At 60.6% G+C, this 24039-nt stretch carries 16 protein-coding genes and 2 pseudogenes; 5 read left to right on the forward strand and 13 right to left on the reverse strand.

Annotated elements, in window-relative coordinates:
• Positions 1 to 26: 26 nt before the first annotated feature.
• Entirely contained in the window at positions 27 to 2540 is a 2514-nt protein-coding gene (gene ptsP, locus QF045_RS25190; RefSeq protein WP_306494494.1) for a phosphoenolpyruvate--protein phosphotransferase, read from the forward strand.
• Between the two features lie 26 nt (positions 2541 to 2566).
• Positions 2567 to 4264, forward strand: coding sequence for an N-acetylglucosamine-specific PTS transporter subunit IIBC (nagE, locus tag QF045_RS25195; protein ID WP_306494495.1), 1698 nt, complete (start codon positions 2567 to 2569; stop codon positions 4262 to 4264).
• 210 nt (positions 4265 to 4474) lie between these two features.
• Here nagE and QF045_RS25200 read toward each other — a convergent pair whose 3' ends face one another.
• The 3 genes and pseudogenes from QF045_RS25200 to QF045_RS25210 form a co-directional block, all read right to left on the reverse strand.
• The gene (locus QF045_RS25200) at positions 4475 to 4738 is read right to left on the reverse strand and encodes a DUF6124 family protein (protein ID WP_306494496.1); all 264 of its coding nucleotides are present in this window, start codon (positions 4736 to 4738) and stop codon (positions 4475 to 4477) included.
• A 462-nt stretch (positions 4739 to 5200) separates the two neighbouring features.
• A complete protein-coding gene (locus QF045_RS25205) occupies positions 5201 to 6085 on the reverse strand; it encodes a hypothetical protein (protein ID WP_306494497.1) in 885 nt (294 codons plus the stop codon).
• 178 nt (positions 6086 to 6263) lie between these two features.
• Positions 6264 to 6380 (reverse strand): annotated as a pseudogene (locus QF045_RS25210) (NGG1p interacting factor NIF3); the annotation flags it as partial.
• Between QF045_RS25210 and QF045_RS25215 the strand changes: the two are divergent.
• Positions 6372 to 7307: pseudogene (locus QF045_RS25215) on the forward strand (PTS transporter subunit EIIC); the annotation flags it as partial. The pseudogenes QF045_RS25210 and QF045_RS25215 overlap by 9 nt on opposite strands.
• A 42-nt stretch (positions 7308 to 7349) precedes the next feature.
• Here the strand turns inward: QF045_RS25215 and QF045_RS25220 are convergent.
• From QF045_RS25220 to purL, 3 genes are all read right to left on the reverse strand, one after another.
• Positions 7350 to 7634: a hypothetical protein gene (locus QF045_RS25220; protein WP_306494498.1), complete on the reverse strand. Its 285-nt coding sequence runs from the start codon at positions 7632 to 7634 to the stop codon at positions 7350 to 7352.
• Positions 7635 to 7948: 314 nt separating this feature from the next.
• Entirely contained in the window at positions 7949 to 8260 is a 312-nt protein-coding gene (locus QF045_RS25225) for an NGG1p interacting factor NIF3 (RefSeq protein ID WP_306494499.1), read from the reverse strand.
• A gap of 4 nt (positions 8261 to 8264) precedes the next feature.
• On the reverse strand, positions 8265 to 12161 hold the full coding sequence (purL, locus tag QF045_RS25230; RefSeq protein WP_306494500.1) for a phosphoribosylformylglycinamidine synthase: 3897 nt from the start codon (positions 12159 to 12161) through the stop codon (positions 8265 to 8267).
• Between the two features lie 286 nt (positions 12162 to 12447).
• On the opposite strand from purL, the gene mltF reads away from it, so the two are divergent.
• On the forward strand, positions 12448 to 13908 hold the full coding sequence (gene mltF, locus QF045_RS25235; RefSeq protein ID WP_306494501.1) for a membrane-bound lytic murein transglycosylase MltF: 1461 nt from the start codon (positions 12448 to 12450) through the stop codon (positions 13906 to 13908).
• A gap of 62 nt (positions 13909 to 13970) precedes the next feature.
• On the opposite strand, the gene QF045_RS25240 is transcribed toward mltF, so the two are convergent.
• The 5 genes from QF045_RS25240 to treP form a co-directional block, all read right to left on the reverse strand.
• Positions 13971 to 14249: a PTS transporter subunit EIIB gene (locus QF045_RS25240; protein WP_306494502.1), complete on the reverse strand. Its 279-nt coding sequence runs from the start codon at positions 14247 to 14249 to the stop codon at positions 13971 to 13973.
• Positions 14250 to 14251: 2 nt separating this feature from the next.
• Positions 14252 to 16768, reverse strand: coding sequence for a phosphoenolpyruvate--protein phosphotransferase (ptsP, locus tag QF045_RS25245; protein ID WP_306494503.1), 2517 nt, complete (start codon positions 16766 to 16768; stop codon positions 14252 to 14254).
• A 78-nt stretch (positions 16769 to 16846) separates the two neighbouring features.
• A complete protein-coding gene (locus QF045_RS25250; RefSeq protein WP_306494504.1) occupies positions 16847 to 18067 on the reverse strand; it encodes a carbohydrate porin in 1221 nt (406 codons plus the stop codon).
• Between the two features lie 178 nt (positions 18068 to 18245).
• Entirely contained in the window at positions 18246 to 19892 is a 1647-nt protein-coding gene (treC, locus tag QF045_RS25255) for an alpha,alpha-phosphotrehalase (RefSeq protein WP_306494505.1), read from the reverse strand.
• A 131-nt stretch (positions 19893 to 20023) separates the two neighbouring features.
• The gene (gene treP / locus QF045_RS25260; protein WP_306494506.1) at positions 20024 to 21466 is read right to left on the reverse strand and encodes a PTS system trehalose-specific EIIBC component; all 1443 of its coding nucleotides are present in this window, start codon (positions 21464 to 21466) and stop codon (positions 20024 to 20026) included.
• 249 nt (positions 21467 to 21715) lie between these two features.
• On the opposite strand from treP, the gene treR reads away from it, so the two are divergent.
• Positions 21716 to 22420 (forward strand): trehalose operon repressor, encoded by a 705-nt coding sequence (gene treR / locus QF045_RS25265; RefSeq protein ID WP_306494507.1) that lies wholly within the window; start codon positions 21716 to 21718, stop codon positions 22418 to 22420.
• A gap of 36 nt (positions 22421 to 22456) precedes the next feature.
• On the opposite strand, the gene QF045_RS25270 is transcribed toward treR, so the two are convergent.
• A complete protein-coding gene (locus QF045_RS25270; protein WP_306494508.1) occupies positions 22457 to 23182 on the reverse strand; it encodes a Fic family protein in 726 nt (241 codons plus the stop codon).
• Complete coding sequence (locus tag QF045_RS25275) at positions 23175 to 23981, reverse strand: hypothetical protein (RefSeq protein ID WP_306494509.1); 807 nt, start codon at positions 23979 to 23981, stop codon at positions 23175 to 23177. The genes QF045_RS25270 and QF045_RS25275 overlap by 8 nt, the downstream gene beginning before the upstream one ends.
• Between the last annotated feature and the right edge of the window lie 58 nt (positions 23982 to 24039).

Below are 24039 nucleotides of genomic sequence, written 5' to 3' on the forward strand. Positions count from 1 at the left end.
GTGTTTTCCTGATGAGTACCGTGCCCATGTCTAACAACAATAACCGACTGACCCTTAGCGCCCCCTTGACTGGACCGGTGCTGGCCCTGGGCAATGTCCCAGACGAAGTGTTCGCCAGCGGCGCCATGGGCGACGGTATTGCCATCGATCCGTTGAATGATTGCCTGCACGCGCCGTGTGATGGGGTGATCATCCACGTCGCCCGCACCGGGCATGCGCTGACCCTGCGTGCCGACAACGGTGCGCAGATACTGATGCACATCGGCATCGACACCGTTGAGCTCAATGGCGAAGGCTTTGCCCTGCTGGTCAAGGAAGGTACCCGGGTGAGCCAGGGCCAGGCGCTGGTGCAATTCGATCTGGACCGCATTGCGCGCCAGTGCAAGAGCCTGGTGAGCCTGATCATTCTGACCAACAGCGACCGTTTCGAACTGACCCCCTGCCCGCTCGGCACGGTCAAAGTCGGAGAGCCATTGATGCAGGTGGCGTTGCGTTCAACCGCCCCTGTTCAAGCGGCTGTGGATAACTCCAGCGCCGAAGCCAGCGCCAGCGTACGCATCACCCACCGTGGCGGTTTGCATGCGCGCCCCGCGGCGCTGATCCGCAAGACCGCCCAGGGTTTCAGCAGCCAGTCGCAGCTGCATTTCGGTGACAAGTCGGCAGCCTGTGACAGTTTGATTGGTTTGATGGGGTTGGGCATTGGCGAAGGTGACGAGGTGCGTGTCAGCTGCCGTGGCAGCGATGCCGACGCGGCTTTGCACGCGTTGATCGCGGCGCTGTCCGTGGCGGTCAGCGAAGAACATCACGCTCCCGTGGTGGCTGCTGTACCACGGCGCGCCAGTGTAGAGGCCGATGTGTTGCAAGGCGTTTGTGCAGCGCCCGGCCTGGTGTGTGGCCCGTTGTTCCGTTTGACTGGCGTCGAGCTGCCCGAAGACACCGGCAACCATTCGGCCAGCGAGCAAACGCAGCGTCTGGACGCGGCACTGGAGCAGGTGCGCGGCGAAATCCGCAGCACCCTGGACCACGCCCGCCAACGCAAGCACGTCGACGAAGAAGAGATCTTCGCCGCCCACCTCGCCCTGCTGGAAGACCCGGCCCTGCTGCAAGCGGCTGCCGGCGCCATTGCCCAGGGCAGCGCCGCGACCCACGCCTGGCGTGATGCGATCCAGGCCCAGTGCGCAGTATTGCTGGCGCTGGGCAAGCCCTTGTTTGCCGAACGCACCAACGATCTGCGCGACCTGCAACAACGCGTACTGCGGGCGCTGCTGGGCGAAGCCTGGCACTTCGAGTTGCCCGCCGGTTCGATTGTCAGCGCCCATGAACTCACGCCCTCCGACCTGCTGCAACTGAGCGAACAGCAGGCCGTGGGGATCTGCATGGCCGAAGGCGGCGCCACGTCCCACGTGGCCATTCTGGCGCGGGGTAAAGGCTTGCCCTGTTTGGTGGCGCTGGGCGCGGCGGTGCTTGATGTGCCCCAAGGCCAGCGCGTGGTGCTGGACGCCGCCAATGGCCGCCTGGAACTGGCCCCCAGCGACGCGCGCCATGCCCAGGTGCATCAGATTCGCGATGCGCAGAAGGTGCGCCACCAGCAGCAACAAGCCCAGGCCCACTTGCCAGCGCACACCACCGACGGCGTGAGCATTGAAATCGCCGCCAACGTTGCCTCCAGCGCTGAAGCCCAGCTCGCCTTTGAAAACGGCGCCGATGGCGTCGGCCTGTTGCGCACCGAATTTCTCTTCGTCGACCGCCGCACCGCGCCGGATGAACAGGAACAGCGCCAGGCCTATCAAGCCGTGCTGGATGCCATGGGCGACAAGTCCGTGATCATCCGCACCATCGACGTGGGCGGCGACAAGCAACTGGATTACCTGCCGCTGCCCGTCGAAGCCAATCCGGTGCTGGGCCTGCGCGGTATTCGCATGGCCCAGGTACGCCCGGAACTGCTCGACCAGCAACTGCGCGCGCTGCTGCAAGTCAGCCCGCTGCAGCGTTGCCGCATCCTGCTGCCGATGGTCAGTGAAGTGGATGAACTGCTGCAGATCCGCCAGCGCCTGGAGCACCTGTGCCAGGAGCTGGGGCTGGCCCAGCGCCCCGAACTGGGGGTGATGATCGAAGTCCCCGCCGCCGCGCTGATGGCGGAACAACTGGCCGAGCATGCGGACTTCCTGTCCATCGGCACCAATGACCTGTCGCAGTACACCCTGGCCATGGACCGCGACCACGCCGGCCTCGCCGCCCGCGTCGATGCGCTGCACCCGGCCTTGCTGCGGCTGATCGCCCAGACTTGCGCCGGTGCGGCGAAACACGCGCGCTGGGTCGGCGTGTGTGGCGCCCTGGCTTCCGACCCCTTGGCCACGCCGGTGCTGGTCGGCCTGGGCGTCAGCGAGCTGTCGGTGAGCCCGCCGCAGATCGGCGAAATCAAGGACCGCGTCCGCCACCTGGACGCGGCGCAATGCCGGCAACTGAGCCACGGCCTGCTCAACCTGAGCAGCGCCAAGGCCGTTCGCCAAGCCTGTCAACACCATTGGCCGCTGAGCTGAAAACAACAAGAATAGGGAGACACGCCATGTACCAACATTTCATCGAAGGCCTGCAACGCCTGGGCCGCGCCCTGATGCTGCCGATTGCGATCCTGCCGATCGCCGGCCTCTTGCTGCGCCTGGGCGACACCGACTTGCTCAACATTGCGGTGATGCATGACGCCGGGCAGGCGATCTTCGCCAACCTGGCGCTGATCTTCGCCATCGGCATCGCCGTCGGCTTTGCCCGCGACAATAACGGTACCGCAGGCCTGGCCGGGGCAATCGGTTACCTGGTGATGATCTCCACGCTCAAGGTGATGGACACTTCCATCAACATGGGCATGCTCGCCGGTATCGCCAGCGGCCTGATGGCCGGCGGGCTGTACAACCGCTTCAAGGACATCAAACTGCCGGAATACCTGGCGTTCTTCGGCGGGCGGCGCTTCGTACCGATTGTCACAGGTTTTTCGGCGGTGGGCCTGGGCGTGATCTTCGGCCTGATCTGGCCACCGATCCAGCACGGCATCAACAGCTTCGGCGTGTTGCTGATGGAAAGCGGCAGCCTCGGCGCGTTCGTGTTTGGCGTGTTCAACCGCCTGCTGATCGTCACCGGCCTGCACCATATCCTCAACAACATGGCGTGGTTCGTGTTTGGCAGCTTTACCGACCCGGTAACGGGCGCGGTGGTCACCGGCGACCTGACCCGCTACTTCGCCGGCGATCCGAAAGGCGGCCAGTTCATGACCGGCATGTTCCCAGTAATGCTGTTCGGCCTGCCGGCCGCGTGCCTGGCCATGTACCGCAATGCCCTGCCGGAGCGGCGCAAAGTGATGGGCGGGATTTTCCTGTCGATGGCGCTGACCTCGTTCCTGACCGGGGTAACGGAGCCCATTGAATTCGCGTTCATGTTCCTCGCGCCGTTTTTGTACCTGATCCACGCGGTGCTGACCGGCCTGTCGATGGCCGTGACCAATATGCTCAATATCCACCTGGGCTTTACCTTCTCCGGCGGGTTCATCGACATGGTGCTCGGTTGGGGCAAGTCCACCAATGGCTGGCTGGTGTTCCCGGTTGGCCTGGCTTACGCGCTGATCTACTACTCGGTCTTCACCTACTGCATCCGCCGCTTCAACCTGAAGACGCCGGGTCGCGAAGATATCCAGGTGGCACAGGCCGAGGTGATGACCGATAACCAGCGGGCCAGTGCGTATATTCGTGCGCTGGGCGGCGCGGACAATCTGCTCAGCGTGGGCGCGTGCACCACACGTCTGCGCCTGGACATGGTGGATCGCAACAAGGCCGTCGATGCTGAGTTGAAAGTCCTGGGCGCCATGGCCGTGGTTCGGCCGGGCAATGGCGGGAGTTTGCAGGTGGTGGTGGGGCCGATGGCCGATAGCATTGCCGATGAGATCCGCTTGGCCATGCCTTCGTTTGTCGCCAGTGCGCCTGCGGCGGTGGCGCCTGTGGATAAGCCGGTGGCGGTGGATGTGCAGGAGGCCGGGAAATGGCTGAGCGCGTTGGGTGGTCGCGCGAATGTGCGCCAGCTGGAAGCGGTGGCGATGACCCGTTTGCGGGTGGAATTGGCGGACGACTCGGGGTTGTCCGAGGCGGACCTGACCGCGCTGGGTTGCCAGGGTGTAAGCCAGCTGGACAGCGGTGTTTGGCACCTGTTGATTGGCGACACGGCGTCCGGGTTGGGTCAAGCACTGGAGCGGCTGGTCTCTCGCCCAATCAACGCCTGACCGATCGTTCCCCACGCTCTGCGTGGGAATGCCGCCTCGGACGCTCCGCATCCCGCCGTTGCGTAAAAGTGACGCGAGGTCGGCGCCAGGGTTTAGAGAGGTAGTGGCTTTGCTGGCCTCATCGGGGGCAAGCCCCCTCCCACAGTTGACCGCATTGCCAAGTCCGGCACGGATCAAAAATGTGGGAGGGGGCTTGCTCCCGAATGGGCTTTAACTGGCGCTGGAAGAGTTAAGTTCGGGCACCTCGTTCAAGTCCAACACCCGATCCACCATTAACTGAATACCCTCCAACATCCGGCAAATCGCCAAAACAACATCACGCTGTGCGCCGGCGACTTCAAATGCCAGATGGCTTGTTAGCGCCTGCACCGAAGCAATGTCCTGCGAGGCATTGGCGAGTAAGGTTTCGTTATCGATACTGAGTCGGACGCTGAATAGCTGATCGGACGGGGGGTTTGGGCTGTCTTTGATCATTGTAAAACTCCTGAAAAATAGGAGCTGCCAGCATCACTTGCAGATGATGGGTGGCAGCTGTGCGCGGGCCTGCAAGACCGAGTCAGAAGCACCTCGGCAGACCCAAAGGTCTCCCGCGCACAGCCACCAGAACACGATGACCATGAAAAGCGCCACGATTATAGCGGCGCTTCCGAGCTTCTAACATTATTTCGGCGGGCTTGCAGTCCCGGTCGCTGAATTGGCAGCGACTGGCGAAGGTTAGTTATGTAAGTTCCAACGGACAACCTGAAAGGCTTGTGGGAAAGGTCTGAGGCGCCAGCTCCCACAGTGGGGTGATGCATGACAGGACAACACGTTCAAACTGTGGGAACTGGGCTTGCCCGCGATGAGGCCCTTACAGCCAACAAAAAACCCGCCGGCCAAACTGGCCCAGCGGGTTTCTTGCTTCCACAGCCGACGCAGTCATATATGCACCATCATTCAGGACAAAGAAATAACCGACAACTTCGTTTCGGACTCATGGCTGTTCGTGACATAGGCACGGGTTTCATCTACCACAGCAATTCCCATAGGGTTACGCCCTGCGGAAATTGAGCCAATCCGCTCCAGACTTTTCATATCCACAACCTCAACCCCACTATCAGGAAAAACACAGGCGTATACACGACCACCATCTTTGCTGAACGCAATTCCATAAGGCTGGGAGTTAACTTTGATCTCCTTTTCCACTTTTCGAGTAGTAGTATCAATGACGGACAGCGTACTATGTATAAACGCTCCTACAACAATCCTCCTTCCATCCTCACTCATAGCCAAGCCATAGGGATAGGCGCTTACAGGAACAGATTCAATGATATTAAAATTAGCTAATTCTACATACGAAACGCTATTCCCCAACGACATGGTTAACCACGCATGTGTACCGTCCTGTGTAATTGCGATGCCTGCCACGCCATGTTCAAACTGGAAACGATCTATAACCTTCGCAGCTGCGATATCAATAACCACCAATCTCTCGCCGGTGATATAAGCCTTCTTGCCATCAGGACTGATCGCCGCTTGAAAGCCAATCATATCGACCGGCACCAAAGTAACCTTCTTAGTCAATGCATCAATAATTGAAACCTCACTACTTCCACCAGTAACGACTATTACATATTTCCCATCCGGACTAACAGCCATAAAGCCCGCGAGCTTCCCGACGTCAATCACTTGAGTGACAGTATCAGTAGCAACATCAATCAACGTCACACTACTATGTGACCAATTACTCACGTAAGCCTCTTTGCCATTGGGTGTGATAACCACATAACGCGAACCGTTTTTAACGGGAATGTCGGCGTACGAATTTTGATTGTCGTTCATATTTATTGCTCTCTTGGGCTTCAGGCGACCCCGAGTTGGGGTGATAGCGATAAAATCCCAGACGACAAACAATATCTACTGTCAAACTTAACAGGTGCAGGCTATTTTCAGACCGACGGTAAAATAAAAGCCCGTTGAACATAACGCTCAACGGGCTTTGTTTACATCGAATTGCGAATCAAAAATCCGCCAACTGCCACACCTCATACGCCGGTGTCTCATACGGGTGACTGAGTTTCAAAGCAGCCACAACAGCCGCAATCAACTCATCCGCCACCACCAGCTCAACGGCACGGCCGGCCTGGCCGGGGCAATCGGCTACCTGGTGATGATTTCCACGCTCAAGGTGATGGACACTTTCATCAACATGGGCATGCTCGCCGGTATCGCCAGCGGCCTGATGGCCGGCGGGCTGTACAACCGCTTCATCAAACTGCCGGAATACCTGGCGTTCTTCGGCGGGCGGCGCTTCGTGCCGATTGTCACAGGGTTTTCGGCGGTGGGCCTGGGCGTGATCTTCGGTCTGATCTGGCCACCGATCCAGTTCGGCCTGCCGGCCGCGTGCCTGGCCATGTACCGCAATGCCCTGCCGGAGCGGCGCAAAGTGATGGGCGGGATTTTCCTGTCGATGGCGCTGACTTCGTTCCTGACCGGGGTGACGGAGCCGATTGAATTCGCGTTCATGTTCCTCGCGCCGTTTTTGTACCTGATCCACGCGGTGCTGACCGGCCTGTCGATGGCCGTGACCAATATGCTCAATATCCACCTGGGCTTTACCTTCTCCGGCGGGTTCATCGACATGGTGCTCGGTTGGGGCAAGTCCACCAATGGCTGGCTGGTGTTCCCGGTTGGCCTGGCTTACGCGCTGATCTACTACTCGGTTTTCACTTATTGCATTCGCCGCTTCAACCTGAAGACGCCGGGTCGTGAAGATATCCAGGTGGCACAGGCCGAGGTGATGACCGATAACCAGCGCGCAACCGCTTATATCCAGGCGTTGGGCGGTCGCGCGAATGTGCGTCAACTGCAAGCCGTGGCGATCACCCGGCTGCGGGTGGAGTTGGGGGATGATTCGGTGTTGTCCGAAGCGGACCTGACTGCGCTGGGCTGCCAGGGCGTGAGCCAGCTCGACAGCGGTGTTTGGCACCTGCTGATTGGTGACAAGGGGTCCGGGTTGGGTGAGGCGCTGGAACGGCTGGTCTCTCGCCCAATCAACGCCTGACCACTCGCTCCCACGCTCTGCGTGGGAGCGATCAAACCGTCATCAATCCTCGACCGTGACCTTCCACACGTCGGACGGCTCCTGCCCGCCACGCGTGGAAGCTACAAAATTATAGAGACCAGGAGCCAAACCGGATACGTCGGCCATATAGGTCGTATCCGTCTGCGCCGTTGTATAGCCGACCTGGATTCCGTTATTAGTAATCTGGATTGCCTGGTCAGCCAGCACCGCCTTCCCACTGACCTTGAGATCCTTCGACGATGTAGAGCCACCATTAGGAATCGCTGTACCGTCTTGAGTGCTTACCCGAACAATCGTTACTGGCATGGTACTTCTCCTTGAGCATTGAAGTGAGGCTCAATTGAAGCGCTTAATTTTCCAGAGCGTAACTGTCATAACTAACAGGTACGTCGTCTTTCACGATAGGCGGTTGGTGCCGGATGCCGGGGGGGTGAGGCGAGTTCCGAGGCGCCTGTTCCGACGCCATCGGGGGCAAGCCCCCTCCCACATTTGACTGCATTCCAAAGCTGGAACTCGGTTAACTGTGGGAGGGGGCTTGCCCCCGATGAGGCCCTCACAGCCAACAAAAAACCCGCTGGCCAAACTGGCCCAGCGGGTTTCTTGTATTGACAGCCAGCGCATCAAAAATCCGCCAACTGCCACACCTCATACGCCGGTGTTTCGTACGGATGACTGAGTTTGAGCGCGGCCACCACAGCCACGATCAACTCATCCGCTACCACCAGTTCAACCTTCCATTCTTCAACCACTTCAACCTGGCCCACCTGCCCGATAAACGGCTGACTGCCGTCCAGCGCGCGGAATTGGCCCTGGCCCAGCACTTGCCAGGCGCAGCTGTCGTAGCTGCCGATGCGCCCGCCGCCGGCTGTGAAGACGGCGGTTTTCACCGTCTCCACGTGGCTGTCGGGTACGAAGAAGGCGAGCTTGTACACGGCCTTAGTTCACCCACACGCGGGCGTTGCGGAACATGCGCATCCAGGCGCCGTCTTCGTTCCACTCTTCCGGGCGCCACGAGTTCTGCACAGCGCGGAATACACGTTCCGGATGCGGCATCATGATGGTCACGCGACCGTCGCGGCTGGTAAGGCCGGTGATGCCGCGTGGCGAGCCGTTCGGGTTGGCCGGGTAAGTCTCGGTGACCTTGCCGTGGTTATCCACAAAGCGCAGGGCCACGGTGCCGGACAGGTCGGCTTCGAGCAGCGCTTCTTCGCTGGCGAACTCGGCATGGCCTTCACCGTGAGCGATGGCGATCGGCATGCGCGAACCGGCCATGCCTTGCAGGAAGATCGAGTTGGATTCCTGCACCTGCACCATGGCGACGCGGGCTTCGAACTGCTCGGAACGGTTACGCACGAAGTGCGGCCAGAACTCGCTGCCCGGGATCAGTTCGCTGAGGTTGGACATCATCTGGCAACCGTTGCACACACCCAGGGTGAAGCTGTCGTTGCGCTCGAAGAAACCCTGGAACGCATCGCGGGCACGGCTGTTGAACAGCGCGGACTTGGCCCAGCCTTCGCCGGCACCCAGCACGTCGCCGTAGGAGAAACCACCGCAGGCCACCAGGCCTTTGAACTCGTTGAGGTCGACACGGCCGGCGAGGATGTCGCTCATGTGCACGTCGATCGCATTGAAGCCGGCGCGGTCGAACGCCGCCGCCATTTCCACCTGGCCGTTGACGCCCTGCTCACGCAGTACGGCAACCTGTGGGCGAATGCCTTTCTTGATGTAGGGCGCAGTGATGTCCTGGTTGACGTCGAAGCTGAGCATGGTGCTCAGGCCCGGGTTGTCCTCTTCCAGGATCACATCGAATTCCTGCTCGGCGCAGTCGACGTTGTCGCGCAGACGCTGGATCTGGTAGCTCGTCTCGGCCCACTGGCGTTGCAGCAGGCGGCGCTGACCGGTAAATACCGTGTCACCGTTGAACGAGATATTCACTTCGCCGTTGTTGATCGGCTGACCGATCACCGCCACGCACTCGGCCAGGCCAGCGGCGCTGAACTGTGCAAGCACGTCTGGAGTGGCGTCCTGACGCACCTGGATCACCGCACCCAACTCTTCGTTGAACAGGATGCCGTTGATTTCGCCAGCATCCTCGGCAACGCTGTCGAGCACGATGTTCAGGCCGCAGTGACCGGCAAACGCCATCTCGACAACGCTGGTCAGCAAACCACCGTCGGAACGGTCGTGGTAAGCCAGCAGGTGGCCGTCGGCGTTGAGGCCCTGGATCACGGCGAAGAAGGCCTTCAGGTCTTCAGCGTCGTCGACGTCCGGCGCCTGTTTGCCGAGCTTGCCGTGGGTTTGCGCAAGGATCGAGGCGCCCATGCGGTTTTGGCCACGGCCCAGGTCGATCAGGATCAGGTCGGTGGTGCCCTTGTCCATGCGCAGTTGCGGTGTCAGGGTCTGGCGAATGTCGGTGACCGGTGCGAAACCGGTGACGATCAGCGACAGTGGCGAGGTGACGCTCTTGTCGGTGCCGTCTTCGTTCCAACGGGTGGCCATGGACATGGAGTCCTTGCCCACCGGAATGGTGATCCCCAGTTCCGGGCACAGCTCCATGCCGACAGCCTTGACGGTGTCGTACAGGCGCGCGTCTTCACCAGGGTGGCCGGCAGCGGACATCCAGTTGGCCGACAGTTTGATGTCGGACAGTTTGCCAATGCGCGAGGCGGCGATGTTGGTGAGGGTTTCACCAATGGCCATGCGGCCCGACGCCGGAGCGTCCAGCAGGGCCAGCGGCGTACGCTCGCCCATGGCCATGGCTTCACCGGTGTAGACGTCGAAGCTGGTGGCGGTGACGGCAACGTCAGCCACCGGCACCTGCCATGGGCCTACCATTTGGTCACGGGCCACCAGGCCGGTGATGGTGCGGTCGCCGATGGTGATCAGGAAGCTTTTGCTCGCCACGGCCGGGTGGTGCAGCACGCGTTCGATGCTGTTGGCCAGGTCCAGCGTGCTTGGGTCGAAGTCATCGCCCAGCTCGGCTTCACGTACCGCCGAACGGTGCATGCGCGGGGCTTTGCCCAGCAGCACTTCCAGCGGCATGTCCACCGGGCTGTTGCCGAAGTGGCTGTCGGTAACGGTCAGTTGGGGTTCGGCTGTGGCTTCGCCGACCACGGCAAACGGGCAACGCTCGCGCTCGCAGATGGCCTGGAAGCGCGCAAAGTCTTCAGGGCCGACCGCCAGTACGTAACGTTCCTGGGATTCGTTGCTCCAGATTTCGTGCGGGGCCATGCCCGGCTCGTCGTTAGGAATGTTGCGCAGTTCGAAACGGCCACCGCGGTCGCCATCGTTGACCAGCTCCGGGAAGGCGTTGGACAAGCCACCGGCACCGACGTCGTGGATGAAGCTGATCGGGTTCTTGTCACCCAACTGCCAGCAACGGTCGATGACTTCCTGGCAGCGACGCTCCATTTCAGGGTTTTCGCGCTGCACGGAAGCGAAGTCCAGATCAGCCGAGCTGGTGCCGGTGGCCATGGAGGAAGCCGCGCCGCCGCCCAGGCCGATGAGCATCGCCGGGCCGCCGAGGACGATCAGCTTGGAGCCGACCAGGATCTCGCCTTTCTTGACGTGTTCTTCACGGATGTTGCCCATGCCGCCGGCCAACATGATCGGCTTGTGGTAACCGCGCACTTCATCGCCGCGCGGGGTGGTGATGGACTGCTCGAAGGTACGGAAGTAGCCGGTCAGGGCCGGACGTCCGAATTCGTTGTTGAACGCGGCGCCGCCCAGCGGGCCTTCGATCATGATGTCCAGCGCGGTAACGATGCGCTCGGGCTTGCCGTACGGCACTTCCCACGGCTGTTCGAAGCCAGGGATCTGCAGGTTGGACACGGTGAAGCCGGTGAGGCCCGCTTTTGGCTTGGCGCCACGGCCGGTCGCGCCTTCGTCGCGGATCTCGCCGCCGGAACCGGTGGCTGCGCCGGGGAACGGGGCAATCGCGGTCGGGTGGTTGTGGGTCTCGACCTTCATCAGGATGTGCACCGGTTCCTGCACCGCACCGTACTGGCGGGTTTCAGGGTCCGGGAAGAAACGGCCGGCGACGGAGCCGACGATGACCGAAGCGTTGTCCTTATAAGCCGACAGAACGCCTTCGCTGTGCATCACGTAGGTGTTCTTGATCATGCCGAACAGGCTTTTTTCCTGGCTTTCGCCGTCGATGTCCCAACTGGCGTTGAAGATCTTGTGACGGCAGTGCTCGGAGTTGGCCTGGGCGAACATCATCAGTTCGATGTCGTGCGGGTTGCGCTTCAAGCCGTTGAAGGCGTTGACCAGGTAGTCGATCTCGTCTTCGGCCAGGGCCAGGCCCAGCTCGGTGTTGGCCTTCTCAAGGGCGGCGCGGCCACCGCCCAGCACGTCGATCGCGGTGAGCGGCTTGGGCTCGGCGTGGCTGAACAGGCCGGCAGCCTGTTCCAGCTGGCTGACGATGATCTGGGTCATGCGGTCGTGCAGGCTGCTGGCGATCAGCTCGGCTTCGGCCTCGCTGAACTGCCCGGCGACGTAGAAAGCGATACCCCGCTCCAGGCGCTGGATGCTCGAAAGGCCGCAGTTGCGGGCGATGTCGCTGGCCTTGCTCGACCAGGGCGAGATGGTGCCGAACCGTGGCAGAACCAGGAACAAGCGGCCCGCAGGCTCTTGGACCGGAACGCTTGGGCCGTACTTCAGAAGGCGTGCCAGCACTTGCTGTTCGTCGGCGGTCAAGACGCCGGTTACGTCGGCGAAGTGAGCAAATTCAGCATACAGGCCTGTAACAGCTGGAACCTTCTGGCTCAGTTGCTCAAGGAGTTTGCTGTGGCGAAAGGCAGAAAGGGCAGGAGCGCCGCGCAGGATCAACATCTTCGGGACAGCCTCGGAAGGGGGTGTGCTTTGAGGCCGTGCATTCTAGCGTAAACCTTCGCCAACGGCACCCGAAACGCTACCGGTGGCCGCTGCCGAACGTCAGTTGGCCGGATAAGGCCGCTTTGGCAACGTGATACCGGCTGTTCGGCGCAGATATTTTAACCGTCACAATCACGCGCCAGGCCCCGTTTCTGTGGGCTGCAGCACAGTTTTCGAGGCGCTAGCAGACAAGTCCGATGCTGTCGAGATATGGCGCCGTGGGCCGTTTGCGTATACTGCGCAGATGTTCTCCCCAACTGCTTTGCGCCCGCGCTGCGCCAAATGGCTCATCGCAACCGGACTCTTCCTGATGCTCAGCGCCTGTGTTGATAAACCCAGCACGCTCGAGCGAATCAAGGAGGATGGCGTATTGCGGGTGGTTACTCGCAACAGCCCGGCCACGTATTTCCAGGACCGCAACGGAGAAACCGGTTTCGAATACGAGCTGGTCAAGCGCTTTGCCGATGACCTGGGCGTAAAGCTGGAAATCGAAACCGCCGACAATCTCGATGACCTGTTCGGCCAGCTGGGCAAACCCAACGGTCCGGTGCTGGCCGCCGCCGGCCTGGTCAGCAGCGAGCAGCGCCAGCAGCAAGTGCGCTTCTCCCACCCCTACCTCGAAGTCACCCCGCAGATCATCTACCGCAACGGCCAGTCGCGGCCAACCAACGCGGCGGACCTGGTGGGCAAGAAGATCATGGTGCTCAAGGGCAGCACCCACGCCGAGCAGTTGGCAGCGCTTAAAAAGCAGAACCCTGCGATCGAATACGAAGAATCCGATGCCGTCGAGGTGGTCGACCTGCTGCGCATGGTCGACGAAGGGCAGATCGACCTGACCCTGGTGGATTCCAACGAAGTCGCCATGAACCAGGTGTACTTCCCCAATGTGCGGGTAGCCTTCGACCTGGGCAATGCCAGCAACCAGAGCTGGGCCGTAGCCGCAGGGGAAGACAACAGCCTGCTCAACGAAATCAACAGTTACCTGGACAAGGTCGAGAAGAACGGCACGCTCCAGCGTCTGAAAGATCGCTATTACGGGCACGTCGATGTACTGGGGTATGTCGGCGCTTATACCTTCGCCCAGCATTTGCAACAGCGCCTGCCCAAGTACGAGAAACACTTTCGCACCTACGCCAAGGAAGAAAAGGTCGACTGGCGACTATTGGCGGCCATCGGCTATCAGGAATCGCTGTGGCAACCGACCGTCACCTCCAAGACTGGCGTGCGCGGCCTGATGATGCTGACCCAGAACACTGCCCAGGCGATGGGCGTGTCCAATCGCCTGGATGCCAAGCAAAGCATCATGGGCGGCGCCAAGTACCTGGCCAAGATCAAGGACGAGCTGGACGACAAGATCGCCGAGCCCGACCGCACCTGGTTTGCCCTCGCCGCCTACAACGTCGGCACCGGCCACCTGGACGACGCGCGCCTTTTGGCCAAAAAGGAAGGCCTGAACCCGAACAAGTGGCTGGATGTGAAGAAGATGCTGCCGCGCCTGTCGCAGAAGCAGTGGTACAGCAAAACGCGCTACGGTTATGCCAGGGGTGGCGAGCCGGTGCATTTTGTGGCGAACATCCGGCGCTACTACGACATTCTGACCTGGGTGACCCAGCCGCAGCTGGAAGGCAACCAGGTGGTGGAAGGCAACCTGCATGTGCCGGGCGTGGACAAGACCAAGCCGCCCGAAGATAGCCCACAGCTCTAAGGCCACTGAAGAATCAATGTGGGAGGGGGCTTGCCCCCTCCCACATTTGATCTCCACTGGGCTTAGAGGCCGGTGATCAGATGGAACACCCCGCCCGTCAAGACCATCACCCCAGGCACCCCTGCAGCCTTCAACGCCGCAGCATCGAACTTCTCAACATCCTGCAACTGCACCCGCACCCGCGTCAGCGCCACACGCTGCTGCGATTTGAGGTTATCCGTGCCGCCCAGCGCACTCACCACGTCGGCCGATAACAGACCCTGCGTCGGCGCCTCTACGGGCTCGGCAATCAAATCCGGCGTCAGGGCTTTCCAGAACGCCCGCTGTAATTTCTCGAACATGCTCAGTGCTCCACGACAGATGAGGTTTCAACAGTAGCGGCGTGGTACTGGCGCAGGGCCTCACGCACTTGGCCGGCTTCTTCCAGGCCCAGCACCTGGCGGGCGATGATCTGGCAGTCGGCCAGGTCCAGTTCACGCACGGTGGCCTTGATGCTTGGGATCAACGGTACGCTGACCGACAGTTCATCCACCCCCAGCCCGATCAACATCGGCACCGCCAGGGTTTCAGAGGCCAACGCACCGCATACGCCCACCCACTTGCCGTGGGCATGGGCGGCATTGACCGTGGTGGCGATCAGGCGCAGCACCGCCGGGTGAAAGCTGTCGGCCTGGCTGGCCAGGCGTGGGTGATCGCGGTCCATGGCCAGGGTGTATTGGGTCAGGTCATTGGTGCCGATGGAAAAGAAATCCACATGGGGCGCGAACACATCCGCCATCAACGCGGCGGACGGCACTTCAATCATGATGCCCAGTTTGGGCATCTCGCTGAGTCCGAGCGCCCGCGCCTCTTCTTCCAGCATCTTGCGCGCCAGGTGCAGTTCCGACAGCAGGCTGACCATCGGCAGCATGATGTGCAGTCGCGCCAGCCCGGCGCTGGCAAGGATGGCCCGCAGCTGTTCGCGCAACAATTGCGGCCGCTCCAGGCACAGGCGAATACCACGCAAGCCCAGGAACGGATTGGTCTCGGCTTCCATTGGCACATAGACCAGCGGCTTGTCGCCGCCGACATCCAGGGTGCGCACCACCAGATTACGCTCGCTGCCCAGGGCGCGGGCGATAGCGCCATAGGTCGCCGCTTGCTCGTCGGGGCTGGGCGCGCGGTTGCGGTCCAGATAAAGAAACTCCGAACGCAACAGGCCGACGCCTTCACCGCCCAGGGTCAGGGACTGCTCGACTTCCTGCAACGAGGCGACATTGGCCGTCACATCGACGTGATGACCGTCGCGGGTGGTTGCCGGCTGCGAGGCCTGCGCCACGTCGCGCTGATGGCGCAGCGCCTGTTGCTTGCGGGCGGCGTCCAGCTGTTCGATTTCGACCAGGTTCGGCTCCAGGTGCAACTCGCCTTTGTCGGCGTCGAGCAGCACCGGTTTACCGTTGGCCAACCCGAGTACCTGGGCTGAAACGCCGCATATTGCCGGCAAGCCCAACGCCCGGGCGAGGATCGCGACGTGGCTGGTGGCGCCGCCGCCAACCGTGACAAACCCCAGCACCTTGCGCGTATCCAGGCTGGCGGTCTGCGAAGGTGTCAGCTGCTCGGCGATCAGAATCGCGCGCTCCGGCACATCCCACACGCTGTCCTGAACACCCAGGATCAGTTTCAACACACGCTGACCAACATCGGCCAGGTCGGCCGCTCGCTCGGCGATCAGTGCATTGCCCAAACCCTGGAACAGTTCGGCCGTCGTGGCCGTGGCACTGTTCCAGGCAAACGCGGCGCTCTTGCCCTGCGCCAGTAAACGATGGGCCTGTTCGAGCAAGGTAGGGTCTTCGAGCAATTCTTGATGAGCGCGGAAAATCTCTGCCTGGGCACTGCCGCCCGCTTTGTCTTGCAGGGCTTGCAGTGCGCGGGTTGCAGCCAGCAGGCCACGCTCCAGGGCGGCGCGTTCAGCCGCTTCACCGGTGCCGGCTTCGGTGATCGTCAGCTCAGGTTCGACCACTTGGACGACCTCCCCGAACGCCGACCCCGGTGATGCGCAGACACCTTTGAGCAAGATCGCCGACGGCACGCTAGCGACCGGCTCAACCTCCCTGCTCACCGTCTCGCCACAGCCCTCAGCCAGCAGGGCCACCAGCGTATTGATCGCCATCTCGGCGTCCTGCCCTGCTGCGCTCACTTGCAGGATGTCGCCCCGTACCGTTTGCAGGGCCATGATCGCCACCAGCGATTTGGCGTTGGCGCTCTGGGTTTGCTTGTGCAGATAAATGCTGGCATTGAACCCCTTCGCCGCCTGAGCGAGCACCGCTGCCGGGCGCGCATGCAAGCCGTTGGGGTTGTGCAAGGTCAGCGGCTTGGAAAACAGCGCATCGCCGTCCTCCTCGTCCGGCGCCTCAACCGCGTCGCGTGGGGACAACTGCAGCAGCGGCTGGCCGGGCTCTACCAAACCGCTCGCCAACACGCTGAACGGTTCGCCACTGACCACCAGCATCAACGTCAGCAAACTGCGCGCATTGAGCGCCACATAGTCGGCGTCGAACTCGATCAACGGCTGCCCGGCCGTCACACGCTGGCCCTCTTCGACCAGGCGGGTGAAGCCCTTGCCTGCCAGATTCACGGTGTCCAGGCCGATATGCATCAGCACCTGCACGCCGTTGTCGTCGGTGACACTGACCGCATGGCCGGTGTCCTGAATATTGCTGATGGTTCCGGCCAACGGCGCGCAGAGGGTTTGCGAGGTGGGGTCGATGCACAGGCCATCGCCGATCATGCGGCTGGAAAATACCGGGTCTGGAACCTGATCCAACGCCAGCAGCAGCCCGGACAGGGGCGCCAGCAATTCCAGGGGTTGAGAGGGGTTCATGGCTTCACCTGTTGTTGTGTTCTGTAAAAATCAGGGGTGACAGGAATCAACGGTGGGACGGGGCACGCCCTCCCACACTTACTTCCACCAATACTCGACTTGCACACCCACATTCGACCCATGCCGCGCCGTGCCATACGCGCCGGTATCGGACAACGCCGAGCCCGCCGCCAGTTCGTTCGCCGCGCGTTTGGCCGCTTCGTTCCAAGTGGCATAGGTGTAGTACAAGCGCACTTCCGGCCGCGCCCAGAAATCCGGGCCGTTGGGCGACCAGGTTGGGGCGAAGGTAAATTTGCTCAGCTTGCGCGTGCCACCCGTGGCATCGACCTGATCATGCCCAAGCTCGGCGACCAGTTTGAACTGCTCGCTGATGGCATACGCCGGGCGCACGCCGAGAGACATCCAGGTCTGGTCCTGGCTGCCCGGGCGAATATCCTTCTGGTACACCGCCTCGACCTGCCCACCGAAACGCGGGGTCACCTGCCAGTCGAAAAACTCCACCGCGCGGTAACTCTTGCTGCTCTTGTCCAGCAAGGTATTGCCGGTGTAACCCAGGCCAGTGCCGGGGCCTTCGCCGTACTGCAGGGCGAATTTGTTCTTGCCGCCCAGGAACGGTTTCTGTACGTGCTGCGCAGTGATCGCCCAGCCACTGTTGGTGTCCCGCCCGCCGGCTTTTTCGATGTAGCTCAAGCCCAGTTCCAGTTCGCCGCCGGGGTTGGTCTTGAAGCCCGCGATGTTGAAGTCGTGGCGCGTGGCGTATTCCTTCTGGTACAGGTTGTCCTTGCGGGAAATGGCGTAGCTGTACTTGAGGTCGCCAATCAGCACGTCCTCGATACCACCGCCCGTGGCGCTCTGGTTCCAGTAGTAGAAGTCGGAAATATGGATGTCGTTACGCTTGTAGTAACGCCGCCCGGCCCACAGCGAACCACCATTGAGGCTCGGCAGGTTGGACCATTGCGCGTACATCTGCGGCATGCGCGCCGAGCCGTTGTCCTCGCCCTGGAACTTCAGGGCGCGGTCGTACTTGTTATAGAGGGAAGCCATGGCGTCGACGCTGAGCACCGAACCATCGTCGAACGTCAGCAGGTCCTGGCGCAATTCAAGTTCAGCGTACTGCTCGCATTCGTTGCCCAGGCGGTATTTGGTTTGCGCCCCAGGCAACTGGAAACACTGCTGCTTGCCGCTGCCGGTGGAAGTGCCGGCGCCGCTGCGCAGGTAACCAGCAAACTCCAGGGCTTGGGCGCCAAACGGCAGGCTCAGGCAGGATGCAACGAGGCCCAGCTTTATTGTTGTCTTCATGAACCACTCCAATTTTTTTATTGTTTTTCTTACTGTCTTGTGTGACGCGATCACCTGTAGGAGCGAGGCGGGCGGCTAGCCCTTGCTCGCGAAGAACTTCCAGCCTCCACGCTGCGCCTGGAAGGGCGCGTTATCGTTGACGATCTTCGCGAGCAAGCTCGCTCCTACAGGCGGCATTTCAACCAGTCAGGTGCAGCACGAAGGATTCATAAGGGCGCAACACCACTTTGCTAGTACGCAGCGGGCAGTCGGGGTAGTTGCTGATCAGCACGCGTTGTTCGCTCGCCGCATTGATGACGTGGTCGGGCAACTGGATTTCGCACGGGGTGCCGTAGAAGTTGCTGACCACCAGCAAGCGTTCGCCGCGCCCTTCTCGCACGTAAGCCCAAACCTGACGGTGGTCCTGCAGCAGCGGGCGGTAAACGCCTTCCTGGATCAGGGGTTCGTGGCGACGCAAGGCGATCAGCGCGCGGTAGTGATGCAACACCGAATCGGGATCATCCCGTTGGCGCTCAACGTTGATCTGCGCCGCGTTGGCCGGGATACCGATCCACGGTTCACCTTGGCTGAAACCGGCATTGGCCTGGCCGTTCCACTGCATCGGTGTGCGGCCGTTGTCGCGAGACTTCTGCATGATCGCCGCCATGCTGGACGCCTCGGACTCACCGGCATCGCGCTTGAGACGGAAGATGTTCAAGGTCTCCACGTCGCGGTATTGGTCGATCTTGTCGAACCCCGGATTGGTCATGCCCAGTTCTTCGCCCTGGTACACATATGGCGTGCCCTGGAGGAAGTGCAACGCCGTGGCGAGCATCTTGGCCGAGACCACGCGATGCTCGCCGTCATCACCGAAGCGCGAGACCACCCGTGGCTGATCGTGGTTACACCAGAACAGCGCGTTCCAGCCGCCGCCGGCCTGCATGCCCACTTGCCAGTCGGAAAAGATCTGCTTGAGCTGCAGGAAATCGAAATCGGCTTTCACCCACTTCTGCAGGTTCGGGTAATCGACTTTCAGGTGATGAAAATTGAAGGTCATCGACAGTTCTCTCGACGCCGGATTCGAGTAGCGGATGCAGTGTTCCAGGCTGGTGGAGGACATTTCGCCGACATTGATCAGGTCATGCCCAGCGAAAACTTCGCGGTGCATTTCCTGCAGGTATTCGTGCACGTTCGGGCCGTCGGTGTAGAAGCGCCGGCCATCGGTGTTGTCGTCGGGGAAATCCGCAGGCTTGGAGATCAGGTTGATCACGTCCAGGCGAAAGCCGCCCACGCCCTTGTCACGCCAGAAGCGCATCATCTTGAATACTTCGGCGCGCACCTTGGGGTTGTCCCAGTTGAGGTCGGCCTGGGTGTGGTCGAACAGGTGCAGGTAGTACTGCCCGGTCTGCGCCTCGTACTCCCAGGCCGAACCGCCGAACTTGGATTCCCAGTTGTTCGGCTGGTCGCGCCAGATGTAGAAGTCGCGGTAAGGGTTGTCGAGGCTGCTGCGCGCCTGCTGGAACCACTCGTGCTCGATGGAGGTGTGGTTGACCACGATGTCGAGCATCAACCTGATGCCGCGCTTGGCCGCTTCGCTGATCAGCAGGTCGCAATCGGCCATGGTTCCGTAACTGGGGTCGATGGCGTAGTAGTCGCTGATGTCGTAGCCATTGTCGCGTTGCGGTGAGCGCAAAAACGGGGTGATCCACAGGCAATCGATACCCAGCCATTGCAGGTAGTCGAGTTTGTCCACGATGCCCAGCAGGTCACCGGTGGCATTACCCGCGTGGCTGTGGAAGCTTTTGGGGTAGATCTGGTAGATCACCGAGTGTTGCCAGGTTTGCATGGGCGGTTCCTTTAAATAGTTTGTGCTGGCCTTAAAGGCCTAATCGGGGGCAAGTCGAGTCGTCGCACCGCCCCTCCCACATTTGGAATGCGTTCCCCTGTGGGAGGGGGCTTGCCCCCGATAGCGATAGCTCAGGCGACGCGATAACCGGGCCGCACAATTTTCATGTTCAACGCACAGGTCAGGCCGAACGGCACCACCATCGCAATGACCATCCCGACCACAAAATTGGGGATGAACTGCGGAACGATCGAGATAAACCCAGGCAAGCCACCGACGCCGATGGCCGAGGCCTGGACCTTGCTCAACGAGAGGAAAATGCTGCCCAGGGCCGAGCCGAGCAACGCGGCATAGAAGGGAAACTTGAAGCGCAGGTTGACCCCGAACATCGCTGGCTCGGTGATGCCGAAGTAAGCGGAGATCGCCGATGTCGAGGCCATGCTTTTATCCCGCGCATTGCGCGAGGTATAGAACACCGCGAGCGCGGCGCTGCCCTGGGCCAGGTTGGACATGACGATCATCGGCCAGATAAAGGTGCCGCCCTGGGTGGAGATCAGTTGCAGGTCCACGGCGAGGAACATGTGGTGCATCCCCGTGATCACCAGCGGCGCATACAGCAGGCCGAAAATCAGCCCGCCGACCATCGGCGCCAGGTCGAACAGCGTGACCAGGCCTTCGGTGATCAGGATGCCGAGGTGACGGGTCACCGGGCCGATCACCGCCAGGGCCAGCACGCCAGTAACGACGATGGTGGTGATCGGCACCACCAGCAGCTGAATGGCGTTTGGCACGTGCGCCCGCAGCCATTTCTCGATGACGCTCATCACGTAGGCCGCCATCAGGATCGGCAGGATCTGGCCCTGGTAGCCGACTTTCTCGATCCTGAACCAGCCGAAAATATCGAAGTACGGCAGGCTCTGGCCGTCGAGCCCCGCCACGGCCTTGCCGTAGTTCCAGGCGTTGAGCAGGTCCGGGTGCACCAGCATCAGGCCGAGCACGATGCCGAGGATTTCACTGCCGCCAAAGCGTTTGGCCGCCGACCAACCCACCAGTGCCGGCAGGAACACGAACGAGGTGTTGGCCATCAGGTTGATCAGGCTCCACACGCCGTCCAGGTTCGGGTAGGCCTCCAGCAGCGTCTGGCCCTCGATGAACATGCCCTTGGCGCCCATCAGGTTGTTGATGCCCATCAACAGGCCGGCAATGATCAGCGCCGGCAGGATCGGCATGAACACATCGGAAAACACCCGCACCAGGCGCTGCAGGGCGTTGGTCTTGTCGGCGCCCTTCTTCTTGACGTCGGCAATGGTGGCGGCGGCCAGGCCCGTCTGTTCGCGCAGGGCGGCGTAGACCTTTTCCACTTCGCCGGGGCCGATCACGACTTGGAAAAGCCCGCCGGTAAAGAACGAACCCTTGACCAGGTCGACCTGATTCAACGCGCTGGCGTTGACCAGGCTCGGGTCTTTGAGCGCCAGGCGCAGGCGCGTCACGCAGTGGGCCGCTTGCTCAAGGTTGTCGCGGCCACCGAGGTTCTCAAGAATCTGGCGGGCAATGTTTGCATAGTCGTGGCTCATGCTCGTTTCCACTGTGATTGTTGTTATGGGTGGCAGTCTTGGCAGCACGCCGAGAAGGCAAACGTACTCGTCTGTACGAGTTAAATCAACAACTCGTCTGTACGAGTTACAATTTGTTTATCTTTGCGGTCAGGCGCGGAACATTCCTGTCGACAGCGTCAGTGGCGAATGGACAAACCCCACCCGTGCCACTAAGGTTCCTGCCTTGATAGCGCCGTTCCCTTCTTAAGCCGGGCATAGAGCCAACCCATGAGCAAATACAACCAGATCTATACGGATCTGCTTGCCAGCATCACCACTGAACGCCTGCAGCGCGGCACGCGCCTTCCCTCCGAAACCGAACTGATGGACAGCTACCAGGCCAGCCGAGGCACGGTGCGTCGGGCCATCGAACAGCTACAGGAACGCGGTTTCGCGCAAAAAATCCACGGCAAGGGCACCTTTGTGTTGTCGCCGAACCCGATTGAGTTTCAGTTGGGTGGCATCGTGAGCTTCCATGAAACCCACGCCGACCTGGGCGATGACATCCACACCGAAGTGGTCGAATTCACCCAATTGCCGTTGGAAGGCACATTGCTGCAGCACATCGAGGCCGAGCCCGGCACGCTGATCACACGAATCAAACGCGTACGCCGCATCGGCGGCAAACGCGTGATCCTGGACATCAACCACTTCGTCGCCGAACTGATCCCCGGGCTGGATCCGGACATCGCCAGACAGTCGATCTACGCGTTCATCGAAGGGACCTTGCAACTGCAGATCAGCTACGCCCAACGCACCATCGAAGCCCTGCCCCGCAGCAAGGACGACCAGGCGCATCTGGACCTAGAAGGCCAGAGCCATGTGATCGTGGTGAGCAACCAGACGTTTTTGCAGGATGGGCGGCAGTTCGAGTACACCGAGTCGCGGCATACGTTGGATAAGTTTTATTTTTCGGATGTGGCGCGGCGCTGAAATCTACGCGCAGGCTTGGGGGCGAATGGCTGGGCTTTAATCGATGGTGTAGCCCCGCCGCTGATCAAACTCCTGATATTTTTGGGAAATAGCAGGATCGTCTGAACGCCCCTCGACAGTGTCCGTCGTTACTAATCCATTCAGGCCGCGGACGGAATGAATAGCGGCCTCCCAGGCGGCCGGCTCAACGGGTGGCTCGATGAATTTCTTTAAGTACGTATCCAGAATGCCCTTATCCGGCGTCTCGATCTCCTGACTCAGGGCGGATAGGTAGGCTGACTTATCCGTCCGGCCCCAATTGATGGAGAATCCTGCGCGGTGGCAGAGAACTGAATGAACCACCAGCATCGTTCTTCCGTTTCCATCAAGAAATGGATGCCCGTATGCGAAAAACCCCATCACCAGGCCTGGCGATTTCTTTACGACAGCCTTGTTCTGCCCCAGACGAAGCCCTTCTTCAACGGCTCTTTTAGCTTCGTATGGAAGGCAAAAACAAGTTCCTGCTTTAGAGATCGCCAAGTCAGGAGAAGTCGTCATCCTGTCACTGCCTGCCCACGGGTAAAGGTCGCCAAACAGAAGCGCGTGAACCTGTAGAAAATCGCGATACGTGATAGTGCGCTTCTTAGCCAGATAAGCCATTGCGTCAGCAAGGTTCGCCGTGAAGAGGTCATGTTCAAGCTGCTTGACGATGTTGAGGTCTTTTTCACCCACAACATTTCTCAGGTAGCCCTTCGCGTCAAAATCCTTGAATGGATCAAACACGCCGCTTTTCCCTCAAGTAGTTGGTGAGCAGGTGAACCGCTTCCAGGCCGGTGACTTTTTTCTCTTTCTTCAGCGCGATGACCAGGTTTTCTATGACATCAGTGCGAACATCGTCGCCCGCCAACCGAGAAACATTTTCTGCCCACTCATCTGCGTAAGTCCGGCTATAAGCGACCTGGCATGAGTCCGCCAGATCCATCACGTAACGCCGCAATCCAGACTCAGGGATGATCAACGCCCCCGTGTTAGGATGACGCCGCACCGAGCTTTTCGGTTTCCGGGCTGGGGTGGGTTCATTGACATAAACCACCGATCGTCCACCGAGCGATAACTTGCGTCGAATCCGGCGGCTACCTTTTACGCATATATTTGCGTCTTTTGACACGACTGAACGCCCGGATCCGGGTTTGACGACTAGCACAGACGCACTCACCCCCAGCCGCTGAAACACCTCAACGGCGAGTGTTTCAAGGTCAGCTACGGGAGTCACAATGCCTGTATCCGGATGACGAGAAGCTTTCGCGTAGATGCCAATGCCCATGCGGACGATCACGCCTTTGCGCATTAGCTCATCCAGCGCGACAGACACCTGTGAATGCCCCCCAAGCGCTGCAACATCCATGCGCAGGATCACGTTTTCAAGCATGCCATCAATGGCACGCTGCATACGCTCTTCCAGCTTCATGTTCAGGCCTCCACAATCGCGACCGCTCACACTGAGCAATGGCATCTGCTTGTTAATTCGATCAGAAAAAATACGGTAGCTTTGCTTCATTTCGATTATGGGCAAGCTCAGCACATTCTCCAACCTTTCCCGGCTTAACGTAGAGATTCTCCGGGGCAGCGTATGAAGTCGC

The sequence above is a fragment of the Pseudomonas sp. W4I3 genome (assembly GCF_030816195.1).
Taxonomy (GTDB): Bacteria; Pseudomonadota; Gammaproteobacteria; order Pseudomonadales; family Pseudomonadaceae; genus Aquipseudomonas.

Bases quoted from the DNA above. Each gene is read 5' to 3' on its own strand.
- QF045_RS25240 (WP_306494502.1), bottom strand. From the start codon at position 14,249: ATGTTCGAGAAATTACAGCGGGCGTTCTGGAAAGCCCTGACGCCGGAT.
- nagE (WP_306494495.1), top strand. From the start codon at position 2,567: ATGTACCAACATTTCATCGAAGGCCTGCAACGCCTGGGCCGCGCCCTG.
- QF045_RS25205 (WP_306494497.1), bottom strand. From the start codon at position 6,085: ATGAACGACAATCAAAATTCGTACGCCGACATTCCCGTTAAAAACGGT.
- treP (WP_306494506.1), bottom strand. From the start codon at position 21,466: ATGAGCCACGACTATGCAAACATTGCCCGCCAGATTCTTGAGAACCTC.
- treR (WP_306494507.1), top strand. From the start codon at position 21,716: ATGAGCAAATACAACCAGATCTATACGGATCTGCTTGCCAGCATCACC.
- mltF (WP_306494501.1), top strand. From the start codon at position 12,448: ATGTTCTCCCCAACTGCTTTGCGCCCGCGCTGCGCCAAATGGCTCATC.
- QF045_RS25250 (WP_306494504.1), bottom strand. From the start codon at position 18,067: ATGAAGACAACAATAAAGCTGGGCCTCGTTGCATCCTGCCTGAGCCTG.
- treC (WP_306494505.1), bottom strand. From the start codon at position 19,892: ATGCAAACCTGGCAACACTCGGTGATCTACCAGATCTACCCCAAAAGC.
- ptsP (WP_306494494.1), top strand. From the start codon at position 27: ATGTCTAACAACAATAACCGACTGACCCTTAGCGCCCCCTTGACTGGA.
- purL (WP_306494500.1), bottom strand. From the start codon at position 12,161: ATGTTGATCCTGCGCGGCGCTCCTGCCCTTTCTGCCTTTCGCCACAGC.
- QF045_RS25220 (WP_306494498.1), bottom strand. From the start codon at position 7,634: ATGCCAGTAACGATTGTTCGGGTAAGCACTCAAGACGGTACAGCGATT.
- QF045_RS25200 (WP_306494496.1), bottom strand. From the start codon at position 4,738: ATGATCAAAGACAGCCCAAACCCCCCGTCCGATCAGCTATTCAGCGTC.
- ptsP (WP_306494503.1), bottom strand. From the start codon at position 16,768: ATGAACCCCTCTCAACCCCTGGAATTGCTGGCGCCCCTGTCCGGGCTG.